The organism is Leisingera sp. SS27 (assembly GCF_028368855.1).
Taxonomy (GTDB): Bacteria; Pseudomonadota; Alphaproteobacteria; order Rhodobacterales; family Rhodobacteraceae; genus Leisingera.
This window is the reverse complement of sequence record NZ_JAQNCY010000001.1, coordinates 279438-298384: the sequence shown is the minus strand read 5'-3', so window position 1 is coordinate 298384 and position 18947 is coordinate 279438. Positions and strand designations below refer to the sequence as shown.

Sequence of the window (18947 nt, the reverse complement as noted above, 5' to 3'; positions counted from 1 at the left end):
CATGCGGGGTACGACTTTGGGCCTGCGACCGGCTTTGTGACTGTCGGAGGTCTGCAGGCTGAAGATTCAGGCCGCCGCCGCCATGGGACGCTGTTCGGTTTCGGCATGCGGGTTTCCTTGAACCGCGCGCTGCAATTGACCGGGGAACTTCTGCATCACGAAGCTGGTCCAAGGGACGGCAGTGGAAGTCCGCGTGGCGAAACCCTCGCGGTCAGTGCTGCGTTCCGGTTTTGATCGCACGGCAGCGTGCGTCTGTTTGGCTGGGCGATAGGAAAAGCTCTGCGCTCTTTCAATAGCTTGGCGGATTTCCGCTCGCGGATTCCGGCGGAAAAGCGCGGCTGGTGACGGGATTTCGGCCACTCACCGCCAAGTCAAAGCTCGTGAACCCGGCAGCTCTGGAAACTGCCAGGCAAAGACCTTTTGTAGGCGTCACCGGCGCACAGCCTGCGCCGGGACTGCAAAAGGAGAAGTCTGAATGACTCGTTTCGTAGCTATGACAGCCATCGCAACCGTAATGGGCAGTGCGGCCTTTGCCGGCAACCTGGTTGAGCCGGTGGTCGAACCCGCGCCGGCTCCGGCGCCGGTTGCGGTCAATGAGGGCGGCGATTGGACCGGTTTCTATCTGGGTGGCCAGATCGGCCAGCTGGACGCGGATGCCAGTAACGGCGCCTCCGGTGATGATGCCGCATACGGTATTCACGGCGGCTACAATTATGATTTTGGCCGGTTCGTGCTGGGCGGCGAACTGGATTATGACGCAACCGACCTGGATCTGGGCGGCGGCGCAACTGTCGACTCGGTGGCCCGGGCCAAGCTGAAGGCCGGTTATGATTTTGGCCGGGTACTGGCCTATGTGACCGGCGGTGTGGCCGAGGCAGACAGCTCGCTGGGCAGCGAAACCGGCGACTTCTACGGTGTCGGACTGGCCTACCAGGTGACCGACCAGTGGCAGGTCGGCGGTGAAGTGCTGGAACATGATTTCGATCAGTTCGGCACCTCGGGCGTTGGCGCCGATGCAACATCAGTGTCGCTGCGCGCGTCCTTTAAATTCTAACCTGAAAAAAACACCAGCGCGGCACGCCTGTTCCGCCGCGCTGCTGGCCGCCCGGTTTGCACCCAAGGCTGACCGGGCGGTCTTTGACGTTTCTCTCCGCCAAAAGACTTGGCGGAGTTGAGGCTGCGTGTTAAGCAGCCTGCATGAACCAGAATTGCACCACCATTACCTGCTGCATTACCTGCTGACATATCAGCGGGCTGGTTTCTGTCGTTTTCATTTCCCTGACAAGTTGCTAAGCCCGCGCTGCGCGCAAAGGGTAGTGCCTGCCGCTGTTGGCTGGGCATGCGAAAGGAACCGGGCATGGGAACCATGGACAGAGTGATCAAGCTGCAGAACACGAAGACCCGTAAGAAAGAGGTCTTTGCTCCGATCGACGCCGAAAACGTGCGGATGTATGTCTGCGGCCCTACCGTGTATGACCGGGCGCATCTGGGCAATGCCCGCCCGGTGGTGGTGTTTGATGTGCTGTACCGGCTGTTGCGGGAGGTTTATGGCGCAGAACAAGTGACTTACGCCCGGAACTTCACGGATGTTGATGACAAGATCAACGCCCGCGCGGCGGAAAGCGGGCGGCCGATTGGCGACATTACCGCCGAGACGACGCAATGGTTCCTGGATGACATGGGTGAGCTCGGCGCGCTGGAGCCCAACCACATGCCGCGTGCAACCCAGTACATTCCGCAGATGGTGGCGATGATCGAAGATCTGATCGCCAAAGGTCACGCCTATGCAGCTGAAGGCCATGTGCTGTTTGCCGTCGACAGCTGGAAGGAGCTGTATGGCAAACTGTCGGGCCGTTCGGTCGACGACATGATAGCGGGTGCCCGGGTTGAAGTGGCGCCCTATAAGAAGAACCCGATGGATTTCGTTTTGTGGAAGCCGTCCAGCGATGAGCTGCCGGGCTGGGACAGCCCCTGGGGCCGTGGCCGGCCTGGCTGGCATATCGAATGCTCGGCAATGTCGTACGAACTGCTGGGTGAGACATTCGACATTCACGGGGGCGGCAATGACCTGATGTTCCCGCACCATGAAAACGAAATTGCGCAAAGCTGCTGCGCCAATGGCGATGACAGCTTTGCACGGTACTGGCTGCATAACGAGATGCTGCAGGTCGAAGGCAAGAAAATGTCCAAGTCCCTGGGCAATTTCTTCACCGTGCGCGACTTGCTGGACCAGGGGTATCCGGGCGAGGTGATCCGGCTGGTGTTCCTGCAGACCCATTACCGCAAGCCGATGGACTGGACCGACAAGAAGGCCAAGGAAGCCGAAGCCACGCTGCGCAGGTGGCGGGCGCTGACCGCGGGCATCGAACCCGCGTCCACCGCTGCTGCCGCGGTCCTGGACGCGCTGGCGGATGACCTGAACTCTGCCGGTGCGATTGCCGAACTGCACAAGCTGGCCGCGGCTGGCGATGCCGCCGGTCTTCTGGCCTCGGCCCGGATGCTGGGACTGCTGACGGAGGAGATGGGCGCTTGGGACGTGAAAGTTGTTTCTACAGAAATCGAAAGCCAAGTCGCAGCCCTGATCGAAGCCCGTAGAGCGGCAAAGGAAAGTAAGAATTTTGAAGTTGCCGACGAAATAAGAGATGGGTTGAAAACGGCTGGTGTTTTGTTGAAAGACACATCGGAAGGCGTGGAATGGGAAGTCTCGCAGCTAGATTCTATGACTTCAGTTGAAGCAAGAGCCAACAGAGCGACAGCTACGGAAAGTGATGATGATGCTGTTTTCTGGTCTCGAGTTCTGAGTAGAATGCAATCCGGACAGCATCCTTGCAAAGAAAACCAGTCAACTATGATTGAAAAACTCTATCAAAAGTTTGTTTCATGAGCAGGGAACGCCTCTACCTTTACGACACCACTCTGCGCGACGGTCAGCAGACCCAGGGGGTGCAGTTTTCAACCGCAGAGAAAAAGCAAATAGCAAAGGCGCTGGACGCCTTGGGAATCGACTACATCGAGGGCGGCTGGCCGGGGGCCAACCCCACTGACAGCGCGTTCTTTTCGGAGGCACCGCAAACCCGCGCCACCATGACGGCCTTTGGCATGACCAAGCGGGCAGGCCGGTCGGCGGAGAACGACGATGTTCTGGCCGCGGTGATGAACGCAGGAACCGAAGCGGTTTGTCTTGTTGGCAAGAGCCATGACTACCACGTGACCCATGCGCTGGGGATCACGCTGGAAGAGAACCTGGAGAACATCCGTGCCTCGGTTGCTCATATCGTGGCGCAGGGGCGGGAAGCGCTGTTTGACGCCGAGCATTTCTTTGACGGTTACAGGGACAATCCTGACTATGCGCTGGCCGCTTGCCGTGCCGCGCTGGAGGCCGGGGCCCGTTGGGTGGTGCTGTGCGACACCAATGGCGGCGCGCTGCCCGCAGAGGTTCACCGGATCGTCAGTGAGGTTGTTGCAGCTGGTGTTCCGGGTGAGAAACTGGGCATACATACCCATAATGACACGGAAAATGCTGTCGCTTGCTCGTTAGCGGCTGTCGACGCCGGCGCGCGTCAGATCCAGGGCACGTTGAACGGTCTGGGCGAGCGCTGCGGCAATGCCAACCTGACCGCTCTGATCCCGACACTGCTGCTGAAGGAACCCTATGCCAGCCAGTTCGAGACCGGGGTAAGCCTGGAAGCATTGGCGGGGCTGACCCGGAACAGCCGGATGCTGGACGATATCCTGAACCGGGTTCCGGTGCGACAGGCGGCTTATGTGGGGGCTTCGGCCTTTGCCCACAAGGCGGGTCTGCACGCCAGCGCGATCCTGAAAGATCCTTCCACATATGAACACATCGAGCCGGGCAAGGTTGGCAATGCGCGGGTGATCCCGATGTCGAACCAGGCCGGGCAGTCGAACCTGCGCAAGCGGCTGACCGATGCGGGGCTGAGCGTCGATCACGGCAACCCGGCGCTGGCGCGAATCCTGGAGCGGATCAAGGAGCGGGAAGCAGAGGGCTATTCCTATGACACCGCGCAGGCTTCGTTCGAGCTGCTGGCGCGAAAGGAACTGGGCCAGCTGCCCGATTTCTTTGAGGTCAAGCGCTACAAGGTCACTGTTGAGAGGCGCAAAAACAAGTATAACCGCATGGTCAGCCTGTCAGAGGCGGTGGTCGTGGTGAAGGTTGATGGAGAAAAACGCCTGTCGGTCAGCGAGTCGCTGGATGAAACCGGCAGCGACCGCGGCCCGGTCAACGCGCTGGCGCGGGCGCTGAGCAAGGATCTGGGTCGTTATTCCGCGCAGCTGGAGGACATGCGGCTGGTGGACTTCAAGGTGCGGATCACCCAAGGCGGCACCGAGGCGGTGACACGGGTCATCATCGACAGTGAGGACAGCCAGGGGCATCGCTGGTCCACCGTTGGGGTCAGCGCAAACATAATCGACGCGTCGTTCGAGGCGCTGCTGGACGCAATCCGTTGGAAGCTGATCCATGACGGGCAGGCGGATGCAATTTGACGCAGATCTGACTGCCTGCGCGGAACTGGTGCAGAAAAGCGATCCGGACCGGTTTCTTGCCACCATGGCAGCGCCGGTCCCGGCGCGCCCGCTGCTGTTTGCGCTTTATGCCTTCAATATCGAGCTGGCGCGGGCGCCCTGGGCCAGTAAGGAAGGCATGATTGCAGAGATGCGGGTGCAATGGTGGCGCGACGTGGGGGCGGAGATTGCCGAGGGCAAGCAGGTGCGCCGTCACTATGTGGCAACCCCCTTGGCACGGCTGCTGAAACCGGAGCTGGCTGCCTGTATTGACACCATGGCGGAGGCCCGCCGCTGGGACATTTACAAGGATCCTTTTGAGGATCAGGCGGAATTCGACCGCTACATTGACCGCACCAGTGGCTCTCTGATGTGGATGGCGGCCGCGTCCCTGGGGCCGGCAGAGGAGGACGTGGTCAGGGACTTCGGTTATGGAGCGGGTGTTGCCAGCTGGCTGCGCGCAATCCCTGAACTGGAAGCGCAGAAACGGATTCCGCTCTTGGATGGTACGCTGGAAGGTGTGCAGAATTTGGCGTGCAAGGGGCTGGAAAGACTGCAAAAAGCGCGTAGTCAGAGAGCTTCTGTTTCAAAGCCTTCCGCCGTTGCGCTGTTGGCGGGATGGCAAGCAGAAGCGGTGCTGAAACAGGCAATCAGGCAGCCTGGGCGGGTTGCGCAGGGCGCCCTTGGCCAAAGCGAGTTCCGGCGCCGGGCAGGGCTGATGCGCCGGGCGGTCACCGGGCGCTGGTAAGGGGCTCGAGTGATTCAAAAAGGCGCCCGTTCGGGCGCCTTTTTCCTTTGTCCTGACTTTTAACCGGATGTGGTCAGGCCTCCTTGGGCCGCATCACCAGCCACATCAGCGCACCGCCTGCCAGCACCAGGAAGGGCGCCATGGCCATGTTGACCGCGTTCCAGCCGTCCACCGGATTGCCGCCTGAGCAGTTCATCAGGCCGCCCGAGGCCAGCGACGCCATGGTGACGCCGCCAAAGACCAGCAGGTCATTCAATCCCTGCATCCTGCCCTTTTCGTGGCTGTCATGGGCGCCTGCCAGCATGGTGGTTGCGCCAATGAAACCGAAGTTCCAGCCAAGGCCGAGCAGCACAAGCGCGATAAAGAAGTTCTCCAGTTCAACGCCTTGGAGCGCAACTGCCCCGGCGCCGGCAAGAATTACCAGGCCTGCGGCAACGATCTTTTCCACGCCGAAACGGGCAATCAGGTGGCCGGTAAAGAAGGATGGCACATACATTGCCAGAACGTGGAACATCACCACATCAGCCGCATTGTCCTTGGAGAATCCGCAGCCCACGACCGCCAGCGGGGTGGATGTCATCACAAGGTTCATCAGTGCGTAGGAAACCATTGCGCAGATTACGGAAACGGCAATGACCGGGGTCTTCAGCAGCTCGAGACGGCTGCGGCCCATTGGGCTGTCCTGGCTGGGGGCAGGCGGCTTGGGAATGTCCAGAAACAGGAACAGCGCCGCCCCGAACACATTGACGGCTATCACTGCCAGATAAGTGCCAAGAAACGGAATAACAAAGGCTTGGCTGGTCAGTTTCACAAGCTGCGGGCCGATCAAAGCGGCTGCAAGACCGCCTGCCATCACATAGGAAATCGCCTTGGGGCGGAACGCTTCTGAGGCGGTGTCCGCCGCCGCGAAACGATAGAAGCCATGTGCGCTCATGTAGACGCCGGTCATCAGGCTGCCGAGCAGGAAGACCGGGAAGGAACCAAGGTACAGCCCGTAGGCGCCGACCAGGCCGCCCATCGCGCCGAATGCGGCGCCGGTGAAGAAGCCGGCGCGGCGGCCCCAGCGTTGCATGATGGCCGAGATCGGCGTGGCTGCCAGCATTGAGCCGCCCACGATCAGAGAGATGGGCAGAGTTGCAAAGCAGGGGTTGGACGCCAGCGACTGGCCGGCAAGGCCGCCAATGATAAAGATCATCGGCATTTGCGCGCCGAGGATCGCCTGGGCCAGAACCAGGATGGCAACGTTTTTCTTGGCGACCGCGTCGCTGGGGGTGGTCATGGTCATGCTCATATGGGATGCGTAGCGGTGAACCGGATGCGGGGCAAGGCGCTTGCCGCGCTGGAAGGCCGCCCATTTGCCGCGGTCAAAGGGGGTGACGTGGCGTCAGATCAGCCGAAGTTTTTGCCCGGTGCCGGCCGGATCATCCAATGCGGCGACTGCGTAATAGAGGGCGCGGAATGGCTGGCGATAAAGGACCGCCGGTTTGCCGAAGCGCTGGAGCTGACTGGTCCGCTGCCATTGCGGCGCAAGCCCGAAGGGTTTGCCGAATTGCTGAGCGCTATTGTCAGCCAGCAGGTGAGCGTGGCCTCTGCGAACGCGATCTGGAAACGGATGAAGGACGCCAAGCTGACAGGGCCGCGCAAGATCCTTTGGGCAACGGACGACGACTTGCGCGCAGCTGGCCTCAGCCGCCAGAAAATCCGCTATGCCCGGGCGCTGGCTGAGGCACGCATTGATTTCAAGGCTTTGCGAAACGTTCCTGATGCGGAGGTGATTGCCACGCTGGTTCAGGTCCCGGGGATCGGAGTCTGGACAGCGGAGATCTACGCGATGTTTTCGCTGGGCCGCGCGGATGTCTTTGCTCATGGCGATCTGGCGCTGCAGGAGGCTGCGCGGGTTTTGTTCGATCTGCCGGCACGCCCCAAGGAGCGGGAGATGCGGCAAATCGCGGAGGCCTGGTCGCCATGGCGGTCGGTTGCGGCGCGCATTCTGTGGGCCTATTACCGGGTGGCGAAGGACAGGGAAGGAATCCGATGACTCGTGTACTGAATGCTGGCCGCAAGGAGCCGTTCTCCGGCGAAACCCGCTCTGTTGTGGTGTTTCTGCATGGCTATGGCGCCAATGGCGCGGACCTGCTGGGGCTGGCCGACCCACTGGGTGAACACCTGCCGGATACGCTCTTTGTCGCCCCCGACGCCCCCGAGTCCTGCGCCGGGGCGCCGTTTGGATTCCAGTGGTTTCCGATCCCGTGGATTGACGGCTCGTCCGAAGAAGAAAGCATGCGCGGCATGCAGGCCGCGGTCGAAGATCTGAACGCCTTCCTGGATGCGCTGATGGTCGACGAGGACGTACTGCCAGAGCAGGTGGTTCTGTTTGGCTTCAGCCAGGGGACGATGATGAGCCTGCATGTGGCTCCGCGGCGAGAAGATCCGGTTGCCGGGATCGTGGCTTTCTCTGGCCGTCTGCTGGCGCCGGAACTGCTGAAGGATGAAGCGGTTTCCAAAATGCCGGTTCTGCTGGTGCATGGCGATCAGGATGACGTGGTGCCGGTGCAGTCGCTGCCGGAAGCTGCCGAAGCGCTGCAAGAGGCGGGTTTTCAGGATGTGTTTGCCCATATCCAAAAGGGCACGGCTCATGGCATCGCCCCCGACGGGTTGAGCGTTGCGCTGGCCTTCATGCGGGACAAGTTGAGCCTGTAACGGTTTGCAGTTGAAAGAATTTCCGATCTTGCCGCGGTTCAATACGACCACAAATGCGGCTCGGCGATTTCAACTGAATTTCCAGCCGGGTCCCGGAAATAAACAGACCGGGGCCCATGAGGCCAGTCAAATTCCGCCTCTATGTCAACACCGGCGGCGCGGAGCCTGTCGCGCATTTCCAGCATGTCTTCGCGGGGCTGGGCGAGGCAAACGTGCCCCGGGCCGTGTGCACCATGCGGAGGCACCGGCAAGCGGGGGTTGCCGGCCGCCTTTACTGTTTCTGATGCATTGAAAAGCAAAAGGACGGAATTGCCGCAGCGGAAGAACACATGCCGGTTGTCAGCCCGTTGAATCCGTTCCAGCCCAAGCAGGCCGCCATAGAACTCCTCGGCGGCATCCAGATCATCCACATAGAGCGCGGATTCGAGAATGGCTTTCGGTGCAGGGGCTTTGGGCAGCATGGCTGCAGGCTATCAGCGGCGGCGGGGCCTGTCACCTTTTGCCGGGCGCGGTGATACAGCCTTGGGCCTGCGCGGCGGTTTCAGAGAGGGTTTGGGCGGGCCGGGCACGCGCGGCGGTTCCAGATCCTCCCAATCGCCTTGGGCCAGCCCATCCAGGGTCCAGGTGCCGATGCTGTAGCGGATCAGCCGCAAGGTCGGATGCCCGACAGCCGCTGTCATACGCCGTACCTGGCGGTTGCGCCCTTCACGAATGGTGAGCGCGATCCAGCTGTCCGGGACGGTTTTGCGCACCCGGACAGGCGGCGTGCGCGCCCAGAGACCGGGCGGTTCCGGAATGACCTGCACCTTGGCTGGCCGGGTTGCTCCGTCTTTGAGTTCAACGCCTTCTGCCAGCAGCTTGAGCGCTTCTGCGCTGGGTATGCCCTCCACCTGCACCCAATAGGTCTTATCCATCTTGTGCTTGGGGTCGGTGATCCAGGATTGCAGGCGGCCGTTGTCCGTCAGCAGCATCAGTCCTTCGCTGTCGCGGTCAAGGCGGCCTGCCGCATAGACACCGGGGCAGTCAATATACTGGCTGAGCGTCGCTCGCGGGCTGTCCTGGCTGCCGCGGTCGGTAAACTGCGGCAGGACGTCAAAAGGTTTGTTGAAGCGGATCAGGCGGGTCATGGCTGCGCAATAGGCGGACTGGGGCAGCAGGGCAAGAGGCAGCCCTTGTTGCGGCCTGTGGGTAACTGTCATCGGCCTGTCATGGAATCAGCGCAGCTTGCTCCCGACATATTGTGGATCATTGGGGCTTGTCAGGTGCCAACCACGATATATAGTCAAACTTAGGCTGGGGCGGGTTCCCCGCTCTGGTTCCGGGAAACGGAAGGTCAGGGCGAGGAAGACGTTCAAAAATGGATGGCGATTTCAGAGCAGAGTTTGTCAGATCTCCCGGGGCGCTGAAACAGCACCCGGCATTGGTTTTGAATGCGGATTACCGGCCGCTTTCATATTATCCGCTGTCACTTTGGTCTTGGCAGGATGCGGTCAAGGCTGCCTGGCTCGACCGGGTGGCGATCGTGGCAGAATATGACGAGGTTGTGCACAGTCCGAGCACAGAGATCCGAATACCGTCTGTGGTGGTTCTGAAAGATTATGTAAAACCTCAAAAGCGCGTGGCCTTCACGCGCTTTAATTTATTTTTGCGGGATGAATTCTGCTGCCAGTACTGCGGCAGCAAAGGCGAGCTGACGTTCGATCACGTGGTGCCGCGGGCGGCTGGCGGGGTGACCAGCTGGGAAAATGTCGTTGCCGCTTGCAGCCCTTGCAACCTCAAGAAAGGGTCGAAGTCGCTGCACCGGGCAGGGATGTCGCTGCGCAAGCCGCCGCGCCGGCCAGGAGCAGAGGAATTGCGCAATACCGGGCGCAAGTTCCCGCCGAACCACCTGCATGAAAGCTGGATGGATTTCCTGTACTGGGATACCGAGCTGGACGCCTGAAGTGAGGAGGCAGGGGCCTCCTATTTTTGAAAAACTTTCCAGGAAATCCCAGTCTCCACCAGGAGCACGGCCTGATAAGGCCATGCGCTGTTTCAGTTGTTTTCACAATGTGCGACGGGTTCAGAAGTGGCTATTTTTCGATCTGGTCCATCACTGCGTCCAGATGCGCGGTCGAGAATGGCCGGTTCAGCATCGGCAGGCCCTTCACATCCGGGTCTGTGGTTTTCCCGTTGACCAGTATGATACGCCACCCCCTGTCACGTGCGGCAAGAAGCCAGTTCCGGGCCGCAGGAACGCCAAGGGAGAATGCGAAAAACACAAGCTGTGGAGGCGGCGCGCCATCTTCCAGGAATGTATCGCAATGCTCGATCTTGGTTTCGCTGACAATTTTGCCTTGTCCCCGGCGCATCAAGTAGTCGCTGATGTCGAGGCTCTCGAACGTGTTCTCGGTCAGAATTAGAACTGGTGCGTCCGCACTACGAGATTCAGTGCCCATAAGGTCTCCTTGAGTGATCAAGGAGCCATGCCACTTGGACAGCGGAGCCGCATTAAACTGTGACATACCAGCGTGCAGTTGCTCAAAAAAATTATAGCTCTGTCAGAACTGGTTTGCGGAAAAAGAAATTTTGTCTCTCCATTCTAGTTTTGTGAATAATTACAATGATATAGTTGCAAAATTGGGCCGCGGGCAGGAAGGGGCATTTGTCGTTTCCGGGCTCTTTCTCTGGCCTTGCGCCTAGGCTGGTAGGTTGTCGCAGATTAACTGGCTCCGGCGAGGCGCTCCGCAATACTTCAGCAAAACAGATGAGAGAACCGAGGCGGGCAACCACATTGAACTCTCCGGAACCCGTCGCAGTGGAGCAGTGATGTATTATCCTGCGTGTTCAACCCCGCTTTTCTGCTCTAAGTAATGCGCAACCGGGTCCACCGGGGTATTGGTTGAAGCGCAGGCCGTTATTTTTGACGCCGCTATTGCTCTGAGGAGGAAGTCGACTTGAAGCTGGAACGGGGAGTTGACGGGTCCGTGAATGTAAAGCGCGCGCTATTGCGTGTGGTTCTGGGTGTGACGGCCGCTGCGATGTTCTCTCTCACTGCGTCCGGCAGTCTGGCGCAATCCGCAGACGGTCCGGTTCAGACAGATGGTCAAATCGAAGTGGGCGCCGAAGCTGTGCGCGATAGTGAGATCCTCAACCGGATCGAAAAGCTTCTGGCCCAGATTGATGGGTTTGCCGCGGTGGACGTGTCGGTTTCCGAAGGGGTTGTTAGGATCACCGGGCAAGTGATCGACAATGCGGCGCAGGACCGGGTGAACCAGATCATCAACCGGGTAGAGGGCGTGGTAGCGATCGAAAACGAGACCGAGATCAGCGGAACCCTGGAGGAACGGTTGGCCCCGGCAATGGAGCGGATTGCAGCAAGGACACGTAACTTGCTGGCAAACGGGCCGATTTTTCTTGTGGCGCTGACGGCATTTCTTGTGGTCGCAGCGGGGGGCTGGCTGCTGACCACGCGGATCGGTATTTGGACCCGGCTGGCTCCCAACGCTTTTATTGCTGATGTCTACCGCGCCGTTGCGCGCATCCTGTTCATCCTGACGGGGCTGGTGCTGGCGCTGGACATCCTGAATGCAACCGCGCTGATCGGCGCGGTCTTGGGTGCCGCTGGTGTCGTTGGTCTGGCTCTTGGCTTTGCGGTGCGCGATACGGTGGAGAATTTCATTGCCTCCATTCTGCTCAGCCTGCGTCAGCCGTTCCGGCCCAACGACTTTGTGGACATCCAGGGGGACCAGGGGACGGTCGCCCGGCTGACCTCGCGCGCGACCATTCTGATTTCTCCCGAGGGCAACCATATCCGAATTCCGAATGCCACCGTGTTCAAGGGCCGTATCGTGAATTTCACCCGTGATCCCCGGCGCCGTTTCGGGTTTAACCTGGGGGTCGATGCGGATGCGGATCTGGCGGCCGCGCTGGCCACGGCGGTCACCGCGCTGGAGGCGCAGACGTTTGTGCTGAAGGATCCCGAAGTCGGTGCCTGGATCAGCGAGGTAGGGGATTCCAACGTGATCCTGACCTTCACCGGCTGGGTGGATCAGACCAAGGTGGATTTTGCCAAGGCGCGCGGCGAGGCTATCCGGGCGGCCAAGCTGGCGCTGGAGGCTGCGGGCTTCGGTCTGCCTGAGCCGATCTACCGCGTGCGTCTTGATGGCGCCCAGGCGGCAGTGCCGTCTTCTGAAGAAACCGTTGTGGCTGGCCGTCCCGCAACTGAACCTGCCGACCTGCCAGAGGCTGCGGATCCCGCACGCTCGGAACCTGCTGTGGCAGAGGCTGCGGAACGTGAACGCACGGGACTGGACGGCGGAGAGAACCTGCTGGACGTTCAGCAACAGGTGGAGTGATAGAATAGAGCGCCAGCTGCACGGGGGGCGCCTGCGGTTTCACATGACTTTGTTCAGCGGGTCTTTTGCCGTTAGCCCCTTTGGTCCCGGCTGCGGTTCCAGCAAAACGCCAAGCCAAAGAAGCAGCGGCAGTGTCACGAAGGCGCCAACCGGCCCCCACAGCCATAAGCCGAAGACAATCGCCACGAAGATCAGCAAGGGATTGATCGCCATGCGCTGACCCACGACCAATGGCGTTACGAGATTGGCCTCTGTCACGTTTATCAGCAGGAAGACAGCCGGCGGGAGCACTGCATAGAAGCCATGGAACTGGAGCATTCCGGCAATTGCCAGGCTCACAGTTATCAGCAGCGGGCCCAGGTACAGCACGTAGTTCAACAGTCCCGCCGCCAGGCCCCACAGAAGGGCATATTCAACACCAAGCGCCATCATCGCGGCAGCGGTGACGGCTCCAAGGCCTGTGTTCACCAGGGTGATCGCCGCAAAGTAGCGTGCAACAACGGTATCTGCGTGCTTCAGCCGGGGCTTTAGCGATCCCGTCAGGTTGTAGAGATCGTTGCGGGTCAGCGTAAAGAAAAACAATGTGCCCACGAAGATGAAAACCTGGGAAACAAAGCTTGGTGCCAGCCAAAGGGCATCGCCGACCGAGGGGATCGCAGTTTGTGGTTCAACCGCTTCGGCGCCGACGCTTTCTTCGATTTCCTGGCTGATTGTTTCGATGCCCCGCAGCAGAGAAGAGGCGCGGTCGATCAAGCCGACCATAACAGATTTGATGCGGGGCAGTTCGTCTATCAGGACGTTGATCAGTGGTTCGATCAAGAGCAGGATGACCGCCACAAACAGCGTGCACAGCAGAAGCAGCGTCAAAGCAATGGCCAGCCGCGGCACGCCGGCGCGCGCCAGCTTGTCGGCCAGCGGCGACACCACCACACCCAGCACAAGCGCGAAGCTCATCGGTGCGAGGATCTGCTGTGCCAATTGCAAAGCGGCAGTGATGCTGATGACCGTCAGGATCATCAGCATCACGCGGACCCCCCGGCCGCTTAGGGCAGTTTTCAAGAACCCGGGCATGACCGTCAGTGTGCAGCGGTCTGGCGCGGCAGCCTGCTGTCTTCTGCATCCAGCTTTGCACTGGCCTTGTGATACAGTTTGTCTATCTCCTCCCGCAGGGCCGCTTCTGCCTTGGCAGCCAGGGCATCCCGGTGCGCCCCCAGCAGTTCGTCTTCGCGGCGGGTAGGCGGCAGGAGCGAACCGATCAGCGCACCCAGGCCTAGCGCAATGGCACCTGCAGCCAGCGGATTCCGGTCATAGAAGGTCCGGCCCTGAGCTACCGCGCGCGCGGCTTGTTCTTCGATTTTCTCCTGGGCGTGCAATGCAGCCGTGCGCGCCTTGAGAACGCGTTTGCGGGCGGCATCGGGCAGGGCGTCCAGCCCTGCATGCAAGGTCTCACGCATCTTGCTGCTGCGGACGTTTTCTTCGCTCATCCCTGTCATCTCCTGTTTCATCGCGGCGTCCGCTGCGGCAACACGGTCATCGAAGCCGGTAAACGCTTTTTCGGGCGGAACCGCAACGCATTCTGCGGGCGGCGCCTTCGGGCGGCTGCCTGTGCCTGATAACATCAGTGCAAGGCCTGCACCGGTCAGAAGCAGCGCGGCCGGGTTGCGTTTGGCAGCGGACATCACCTCATGGCCCACCTGGCCGCCATACCCGTGGGCCGTAGCTGTCAGCTGCTCTGTGACATGACGAGGCGACAACGCGCCGGTCAGCCCGGATAGAGAAACTGCCAAGCGGCGCCTGTTTTCCTGGGCCTGCTGTTCGAGCTTGTCAGTTCCGGTCATGAGTGGCCTCCATGATGCTGGCAGCATCCAGTCGGACACTGCGGATTGTGCGCGAGAGCAAAAGCGCCTTGCTATTCAGGCGCGCTCTGGCCGCGGCGAGCAGGCATGCGGCTGCAGCCATCAGCACGCCGCCGACAAGCAAGGCAGCAAGACCCGGAGACAAACCTGCGGATGCAATCCATGCAACCAGTGCGGCCGCGAGGACATGTAAGCCGGCCAGAGCCAGTATTGCTGCGGCGGCCAGACAGGCCAGGCCGGTTCCGGCGCTGGCAGCCTTCTCCTGCAGCTCACCCTTGGCCAGTTCAGCTTCGCTGCGCAACAAGGCCGCAAAATGGCGGAGTAACTCGAAGATCAGCTGCCGCGTCTCGCGCAGATCACGATGCGCCATGACCAGCTCCCATCTGTTGTGAAGCAGGATTGCGGACAGCGCCGCCTGACGTTTCAGCTTCGCGATCGTGTGCCTTCAGAAAGCGGGTTGCAGCAAAACCGGCAAGCGCAGCCGCGCTCAGGAACAGGAGCGGGTTGCGGCGCGCAAAGGCGCTGACATCCTCAACTGTTTGCTCAATGTCGAGCGACCGGACGCGGTGGGCTGCATCCTCCAAATGACCGGCAACCATGCTTGCAGCCTGGGCCTGCACTGATCCGGGTGCAAAGGCACCGGCGGCTGCATCTGCCGCATCCGCCGTGGCCTCTACCTCCTGTGCGGCCTGAGATTGAGCGGCGTCCGTTGCTTCACGGAGTTTTCCTGCCACCGCAGCCTTGGCCTTGCGGCCCAAACCAGCAGCCTGACTGCGCGCCTGTTGCTCCAAATCGGAAGTGTCGATCATTTTCAAAGCCTCTCGGGTGTCCGTGCGCTGAAGTGCAGCGCGTTCTGCAGGGGATACCTGTGCAAATGGTGCCAGCGGCCTGACGGCATTCAAGCCAGGTCGGCGGTTGGTGCCATTGCGGCGATCAGATGTGGGCGGCAGAGGATTTCGGACCGGCAATCAGCCAGATAATGAAGCCCACGACCGGCAGCAGCAGAATCAGAAGAACCCAGAGAATTTTTGCAGCGGCAGAGGCGCCGGAGGAGACAATTTTGATGATCGCATAAATGTCTGCTGCCAGAACAAGCAGGCCGATAAGTCCATATTCCATGATCTTCTCCCTCAGGAAATTGCTTCTGATGGGTAAACGCGGGCAGCAAGGATATGGTTCCCTGCTGCAAGCTGTTTCGGCGTGAAAGGCGCAATCAGATGAGTGCGGAAAACAAAAAAAGCTGCGCGATCTGCGCAGCTTTCTGAAGCAGGTAAGGATGGTTAGCAGATCAATACCGCCTGCGCAGCGCCAGACCAAGCAGCACTCCAGCGCCAAGTGCACCGGCAACGGCCAGGCCCGGGTTCTTCCTGATGAAGTCCCGAGACTGGCTGGTCAGCCGGTCGATCTCCCCTTTGCCATAGCTGATGCCGGCTTGCAGGTGTTCCTGTGCCTGCTCAACGGCCTCTTGGGCCTGATCTTTGGCCCGGTCAGCCAGCCGCTCGCCCGAGGGCTTTTCGGATGCGGGATCGGCGTTGGCAAACTGCTTTGTTGCGGCTGTCTTTGTCATACTTTCTTTCCTTTGCATCTGGTTGCCGTTGCAGCGCATCGATCAGCGCGTTGTGCCGGGTCAACGGTTGTGCAGGCAAAAGGTTCCGGTGCTTTTTGATGCCAAGGCTCTTTGAAAAAGAAAAAGCCCCCGCCAGTAGAAGGCGGGGGCCAGTTGTCGGACATTTTGGGGACGTGTCCAGTAGCAGCGGCAGGCTGCCTGTCTGTGTAAGACGCACAAGACGCTGATTGGTTCCCCAATGAATGCAAGTTTTCTTCGTTGGATCTGCGTTTGGCGCTCTCGCGGCAAACGCCGGAACGGAATTACGCCTTTGCGCGCTGCAGCATGCCGAACAGATCGCGCGGATCATCCGGGTCTGCCAGCATGTCCAGATCTATGAAGTAGTCAGTGCCCTTGATGCGGTCGCGGATGTAGCGCAGTGCTGAGAAATCCTCGATCGCAAAGCCAACGCTGTCAAACAGCGTAATCTGCCGGTCGCCGGTGCGTCCCGGTTTCTTGCCGGAAATCACTTCCCACAGCTCCGTCACGGCAAAATCTTCCGGCATCTGCTGGATTTCGCCCTCAATCCGGGTTTGAGGCGGGTATTCGACAAACACGTCTGAGCGGCTGAGGATGCCTGCAGCAAGTTCGGTCTTGCCGGGGCAGTCGCCGCCGATCGCATTGATATGCACACCGCTGCCGACCATGTTGTCGGTCAGGATGGTCGCATACTGCTTGTCGGCGGTGCAGGTGGTGAGAATCTGAGCGCCTTCAATGGCTTCTTCCGGTGTCTTGCAGCTGACAACTTCGATCCCCAGGCCTTGCAGATTGCGGGCGCATTTTCTGGTCGCCGCCGCGTCTTTGTCATATAGGCGAACGGACTTGAGGCCGATAATCGCCTTCATCGCGAGGGTCTGGAATTCGGATTGTGCGCCGTTGCCGATCATCGCCATGGTGGTCGCGCCCTTGGGCGCCAAATACTTGGCGGCCATGGCTGATGTCGCCGCAGTGCGCAACGCGGTCAGCATGGTCATCTCGGTCAGCAGCACCGGGTAGCCAGTGTAGACATCGGCAAGCAGCCCGAAGGCGGTGACGGTCTGCAGCCCCTCGGAAGTGTTCTTGGGGTGGCCGTTCACATATTTGAAGCCATAGGCCTCGCCATCCGAGGTCGGCATCAGTTCAATCACGCCGACGTCCGAATGGCTTGCGACACGCGGAGTCTTGTCGAACAGCTCCCAGCGCTTAAAATCCTCTTCAACATAGTCCGCCAGATCCCGCAGCATCTGTTCGATTCCTGCGTGATGAATGAGGCGCATCATGTTGTCGACGCTGACAAAAGGCACCAGGGCCTTATCTGAGGGCTGTGTCATGCTGATATCCTTTCACGGGGGCTTAGGTGGATGCCTGCCAGCATGCAGCGCACCGACCCGCCGGCGGTTTCGATTGTGGGAATGGTGAGCGGCAGCGGCTCAGCGCTTTGCTCGATGACCGAAATCTGGTCTGGCCGCAGTGCTTGCAGAGCTTTGGCGGAGAGGGCCAGAAGGCGCCGGCGGCCTGTCAGTTCCAAAGCGTTTCCTGCAAAACTGGAGATCTGCGCTGGCGTCAGGTCAATGACCCGGCGTCCTGTTTCCTCCAGTCGCGCAGCAACCTCTGCGCGGCGTGCCGGATCGGCGATCATGTCCAGGCAGATCAGCGCGTATTCAGTGCCGATGCCCATCAGAACATTGGTGTGATAGACGTCGCGGCCTGCATCATCTTTGGCTTCGAACACCATGGGTTCAAAATTGAAATGGGTGCAGAAGCGTTCCAGCAGCACCGGATCGGCGCGGTTGGATTTCACCGTGTAGGCGATGCGCCCGATGTGGTCGAGCACCATGGCGCCGGTACCTTCCAGCGACAGGCCGTCCTGTTCAAGGCCGGAATAGTCGATTACGTCCTGCACGCGGTAGTCACGCTTAAGGAGCTCAATCACGTCCCAACGGCGTTCTTTGCACCGGTTTTCGGCGTACATCGGGTACACCGCAACATGGCCGCCTGCATGGGTGGAGAACCAGTTGTTCGGGAACACGCTGTCCGGTGTTTCGGTGGTGGTGTCGTCAAATACATGCACGGTGACGCCAGCACCGCGCAGGGCTTCCACAGCGCCGTCAAACTCGATCAGTGCTTGGGCAGAGGTTGCTTCTGCCGACTCATTTGCCAGTGTTTGAAAGGCGTTGTCGCCCTTCGTTTCCGGATTTGAACAGAAGTTGTGGGGCCGGATCATAACCACCGCTGAGGGTGCTTGCAGGCTGCTCACTGGTAGCTCCGGGTCGGGCGGTCAAAGACGCGGCGGCCAAGTGCAGAGGCGCAGAGGTCCACCATCAAATGAGCGGTGCGCCCGCGTTCGTCCAGGAAGGGGTTAAGTTCGACCAGATCCAACGAAGTCATCAGGCCGGAATCATGCAGGATCTCGCAGACCAGATGCGCTTCGCGCACGGTAGCGCCGCCGGGCACTGTGGTGCCGACCGCAGGAGCCACAGACGGGTCAAGAAAGTCGACGTCCAGCGAGACATGCAGCATGCCGTTGGCCTGTGCCACCCTTTCCAAGAAACGGTTCAGAGGGCCGGCAATGCCGTTTTCGTCAATATGGCGCATGTCGTGAGTCAGGATGCTGCTGCCTTCCAGCGCCAGCCGTTCCTGTGTATCAACGGAACGCAAACCGATCATGCAAACGTTTTCCTGCGGAACCGGATTAGTCACCTTAGGAAAGCCATCGAAGCCCTTGCGGCCAGTGAAATATCCAACCGGTGTGCCGTGCAGATTGCCGCTGTCCGTTGTCTGCGGCGTGTGAAAGTCCGTGTGCGCGTCAAGCCACAGCACAAACAGGGGGCGTTCTGCCTTGGCAGCGTGGTTGGCTGCACCGGCCACAGATCCCAGAGATAGCGAGTGGTCGCCGCCGAGAAAGACAGGCATGCCGCGCCCCAGAGCATCTTCCGCGGCCTGTACCAGGCGCGAAGTCCATCCGATGGTCTCATTGCGGGCAAACAAGAGCCCGTCGTTGGCGTCTTCTTCATGGGGGTCGGCGGACAGATTGCCAAGGTCCTCAACGGTGTGCCCTAGGCTTTGCAGGGCTTCGGTGATGCCGGCGGTGCGGTAGGCATCAGGGCCCATCAGGCAGCCAGCTCTGCGTTTGCCGCTGTCCACTGGTGCGCCAATCAGGATGCAGTGTTGCGAAGTCACTGTTTTTAATCTCCCAA

General features: G+C 60.3%; 22 protein-coding genes. 8 read left to right on the top strand and 14 right to left on the bottom strand.

Annotated features, from left to right (window positions below):
• Window positions 1-66: 66 nt before the first annotated feature.
• Complete coding sequence (locus N6L27_RS01440) at window positions 67-360, bottom strand: hypothetical protein (protein WP_271905296.1); 294 nt, start codon at window positions 358-360, stop codon at window positions 67-69.
• Window positions 361-475: 115 nt separating this feature from the next.
• Here N6L27_RS01440 and N6L27_RS01435 point away from each other — a divergent pair, with 115 nt between their 5' ends.
• The 4 genes from N6L27_RS01435 (at window position 476) to N6L27_RS01420 (ending at window position 5272) form a co-directional block, all read left to right on the top strand.
• Entirely contained in the window at window positions 476-1054 is a 579-nt protein-coding gene (locus N6L27_RS01435) for an outer membrane protein (RefSeq protein ID WP_271905294.1), read from the top strand.
• Between the two features lie 303 nt (window positions 1055-1357).
• Window positions 1358-2884, top strand: a complete 1527-nt coding sequence (gene cysS / locus N6L27_RS01430; RefSeq protein WP_271905293.1) for a cysteine--tRNA ligase — start codon at window positions 1358-1360, stop codon at window positions 2882-2884.
• Complete coding sequence (gene cimA, locus N6L27_RS01425; protein ID WP_271905292.1) at window positions 2881-4506, top strand: citramalate synthase; 1626 nt, start codon at window positions 2881-2883, stop codon at window positions 4504-4506. The genes cysS and cimA overlap by 4 nt, the downstream gene beginning before the upstream one ends.
• Entirely contained in the window at window positions 4496-5272 is a 777-nt protein-coding gene (locus N6L27_RS01420; RefSeq protein WP_271905290.1) for a squalene/phytoene synthase family protein, read from the top strand. The genes cimA and N6L27_RS01420 overlap by 11 nt, the downstream gene beginning before the upstream one ends.
• 73 nt (window positions 5273-5345) lie before the next feature.
• Here N6L27_RS01420 and N6L27_RS01415 read toward each other — a convergent pair whose 3' ends face one another.
• Entirely contained in the window at window positions 5346-6563 is a 1218-nt protein-coding gene (locus tag N6L27_RS01415) for an MFS transporter (protein ID WP_271905289.1), read from the bottom strand.
• Window positions 6564-6587: 24 nt separating this feature from the next.
• Here N6L27_RS01415 and N6L27_RS01410 point away from each other — a divergent pair, with 24 nt between their 5' ends.
• Window positions 6588-7310, top strand: coding sequence for a DNA-3-methyladenine glycosylase family protein (locus N6L27_RS01410; RefSeq protein ID WP_271906232.1), 723 nt, complete (start codon window positions 6588-6590; stop codon window positions 7308-7310).
• Window positions 7307-7972, top strand: a complete 666-nt coding sequence (locus tag N6L27_RS01405; RefSeq protein ID WP_271905287.1) for an alpha/beta hydrolase — start codon at window positions 7307-7309, stop codon at window positions 7970-7972. The genes N6L27_RS01410 and N6L27_RS01405 overlap by 4 nt, the downstream gene beginning before the upstream one ends.
• 38 nt (window positions 7973-8010) lie before the next feature.
• Here the strand turns inward: N6L27_RS01405 and N6L27_RS01400 are convergent, their stop codons facing one another.
• A complete protein-coding gene (locus tag N6L27_RS01400; RefSeq protein ID WP_271905286.1) occupies window positions 8011-8433 on the bottom strand; it encodes a VOC family protein in 423 nt (140 codons plus the stop codon).
• A gap of 12 nt (window positions 8434-8445) precedes the next feature.
• The gene (locus N6L27_RS01395; protein ID WP_271905285.1) at window positions 8446-9099 is read right to left on the bottom strand and encodes a pseudouridine synthase; all 654 of its coding nucleotides are present in this window, start codon (window positions 9097-9099) and stop codon (window positions 8446-8448) included.
• Window positions 9100-9329: 230 nt separating this feature from the next.
• On the opposite strand from N6L27_RS01395, the gene N6L27_RS01390 reads away from it, so the two are divergent.
• Complete coding sequence (locus tag N6L27_RS01390; protein WP_019297838.1) at window positions 9330-9914, top strand: HNH endonuclease; 585 nt, start codon at window positions 9330-9332, stop codon at window positions 9912-9914.
• Window positions 9915-10044: 130 nt separating this feature from the next.
• Here N6L27_RS01390 and N6L27_RS01385 read toward each other — a convergent pair whose 3' ends face one another.
• Window positions 10045-10410, bottom strand: a complete 366-nt coding sequence (locus tag N6L27_RS01385) for a hypothetical protein (RefSeq protein WP_271905283.1) — start codon at window positions 10408-10410, stop codon at window positions 10045-10047.
• Between the two features lie 498 nt (window positions 10411-10908).
• On the opposite strand from N6L27_RS01385, the gene N6L27_RS01380 reads away from it, so the two are divergent.
• The gene (locus N6L27_RS01380; protein WP_271905281.1) at window positions 10909-12309 is read left to right on the top strand and encodes a mechanosensitive ion channel domain-containing protein; all 1401 of its coding nucleotides are present in this window, start codon (window positions 10909-10911) and stop codon (window positions 12307-12309) included.
• A 39-nt stretch (window positions 12310-12348) separates the two neighbouring features.
• Here the strand turns inward: N6L27_RS01380 and N6L27_RS01375 are convergent, their stop codons facing one another.
• The 9 genes from N6L27_RS01375 to rocF all read right to left on the bottom strand — a co-directional run bounded on the left by N6L27_RS01375 (window position 12349) and on the right by rocF (window position 18930).
• Window positions 12349-13332 (bottom strand): AI-2E family transporter, encoded by a 984-nt coding sequence (locus tag N6L27_RS01375; protein ID WP_271905280.1) that lies wholly within the window; start codon window positions 13330-13332, stop codon window positions 12349-12351.
• A 53-nt stretch (window positions 13333-13385) separates the two neighbouring features.
• Complete coding sequence (locus tag N6L27_RS01370) at window positions 13386-14147, bottom strand: hypothetical protein (protein ID WP_271905278.1); 762 nt, start codon at window positions 14145-14147, stop codon at window positions 13386-13388.
• The gene (locus tag N6L27_RS01365; protein ID WP_271905276.1) at window positions 14134-14535 is read right to left on the bottom strand and encodes a phage holin family protein; all 402 of its coding nucleotides are present in this window, start codon (window positions 14533-14535) and stop codon (window positions 14134-14136) included. The genes N6L27_RS01370 and N6L27_RS01365 overlap by 14 nt, the downstream gene beginning before the upstream one ends.
• Complete coding sequence (locus N6L27_RS01360) at window positions 14522-14974, bottom strand: hypothetical protein (RefSeq protein ID WP_271905275.1); 453 nt, start codon at window positions 14972-14974, stop codon at window positions 14522-14524. The genes N6L27_RS01365 and N6L27_RS01360 overlap by 14 nt, the downstream gene beginning before the upstream one ends.
• A gap of 124 nt (window positions 14975-15098) precedes the next feature.
• Window positions 15099-15284, bottom strand: coding sequence for a PLDc N-terminal domain-containing protein (locus N6L27_RS01355; protein ID WP_271905274.1), 186 nt, complete (start codon window positions 15282-15284; stop codon window positions 15099-15101).
• 169 nt (window positions 15285-15453) lie between these two features.
• Window positions 15454-15732 carry a hypothetical protein gene (locus N6L27_RS01350; RefSeq protein ID WP_271905272.1) on the bottom strand — a complete coding sequence of 93 codons (279 nt, stop codon included), beginning with the start codon at window positions 15730-15732 and terminating at the stop codon, window positions 15454-15456.
• Between the two features lie 302 nt (window positions 15733-16034).
• The gene (locus tag N6L27_RS01345) at window positions 16035-17081 is read right to left on the bottom strand and encodes an ornithine cyclodeaminase (RefSeq protein WP_271905271.1); all 1047 of its coding nucleotides are present in this window, start codon (window positions 17079-17081) and stop codon (window positions 16035-16037) included.
• The gene (gene ctlX, locus N6L27_RS01340) at window positions 17078-18007 is read right to left on the bottom strand and encodes a citrulline utilization hydrolase CtlX (RefSeq protein WP_271905270.1); all 930 of its coding nucleotides are present in this window, start codon (window positions 18005-18007) and stop codon (window positions 17078-17080) included. Before ctlX ends, N6L27_RS01345 begins: the two co-directional genes overlap by 4 nt.
• On the bottom strand, window positions 18004-18930 hold the full coding sequence (gene rocF, locus N6L27_RS01335; RefSeq protein ID WP_271905269.1) for an arginase: 927 nt from the start codon (window positions 18928-18930) through the stop codon (window positions 18004-18006). Before rocF ends, ctlX begins: the two co-directional genes overlap by 4 nt.
• Between the last annotated feature and the right edge of the window lie 17 nt (window positions 18931-18947).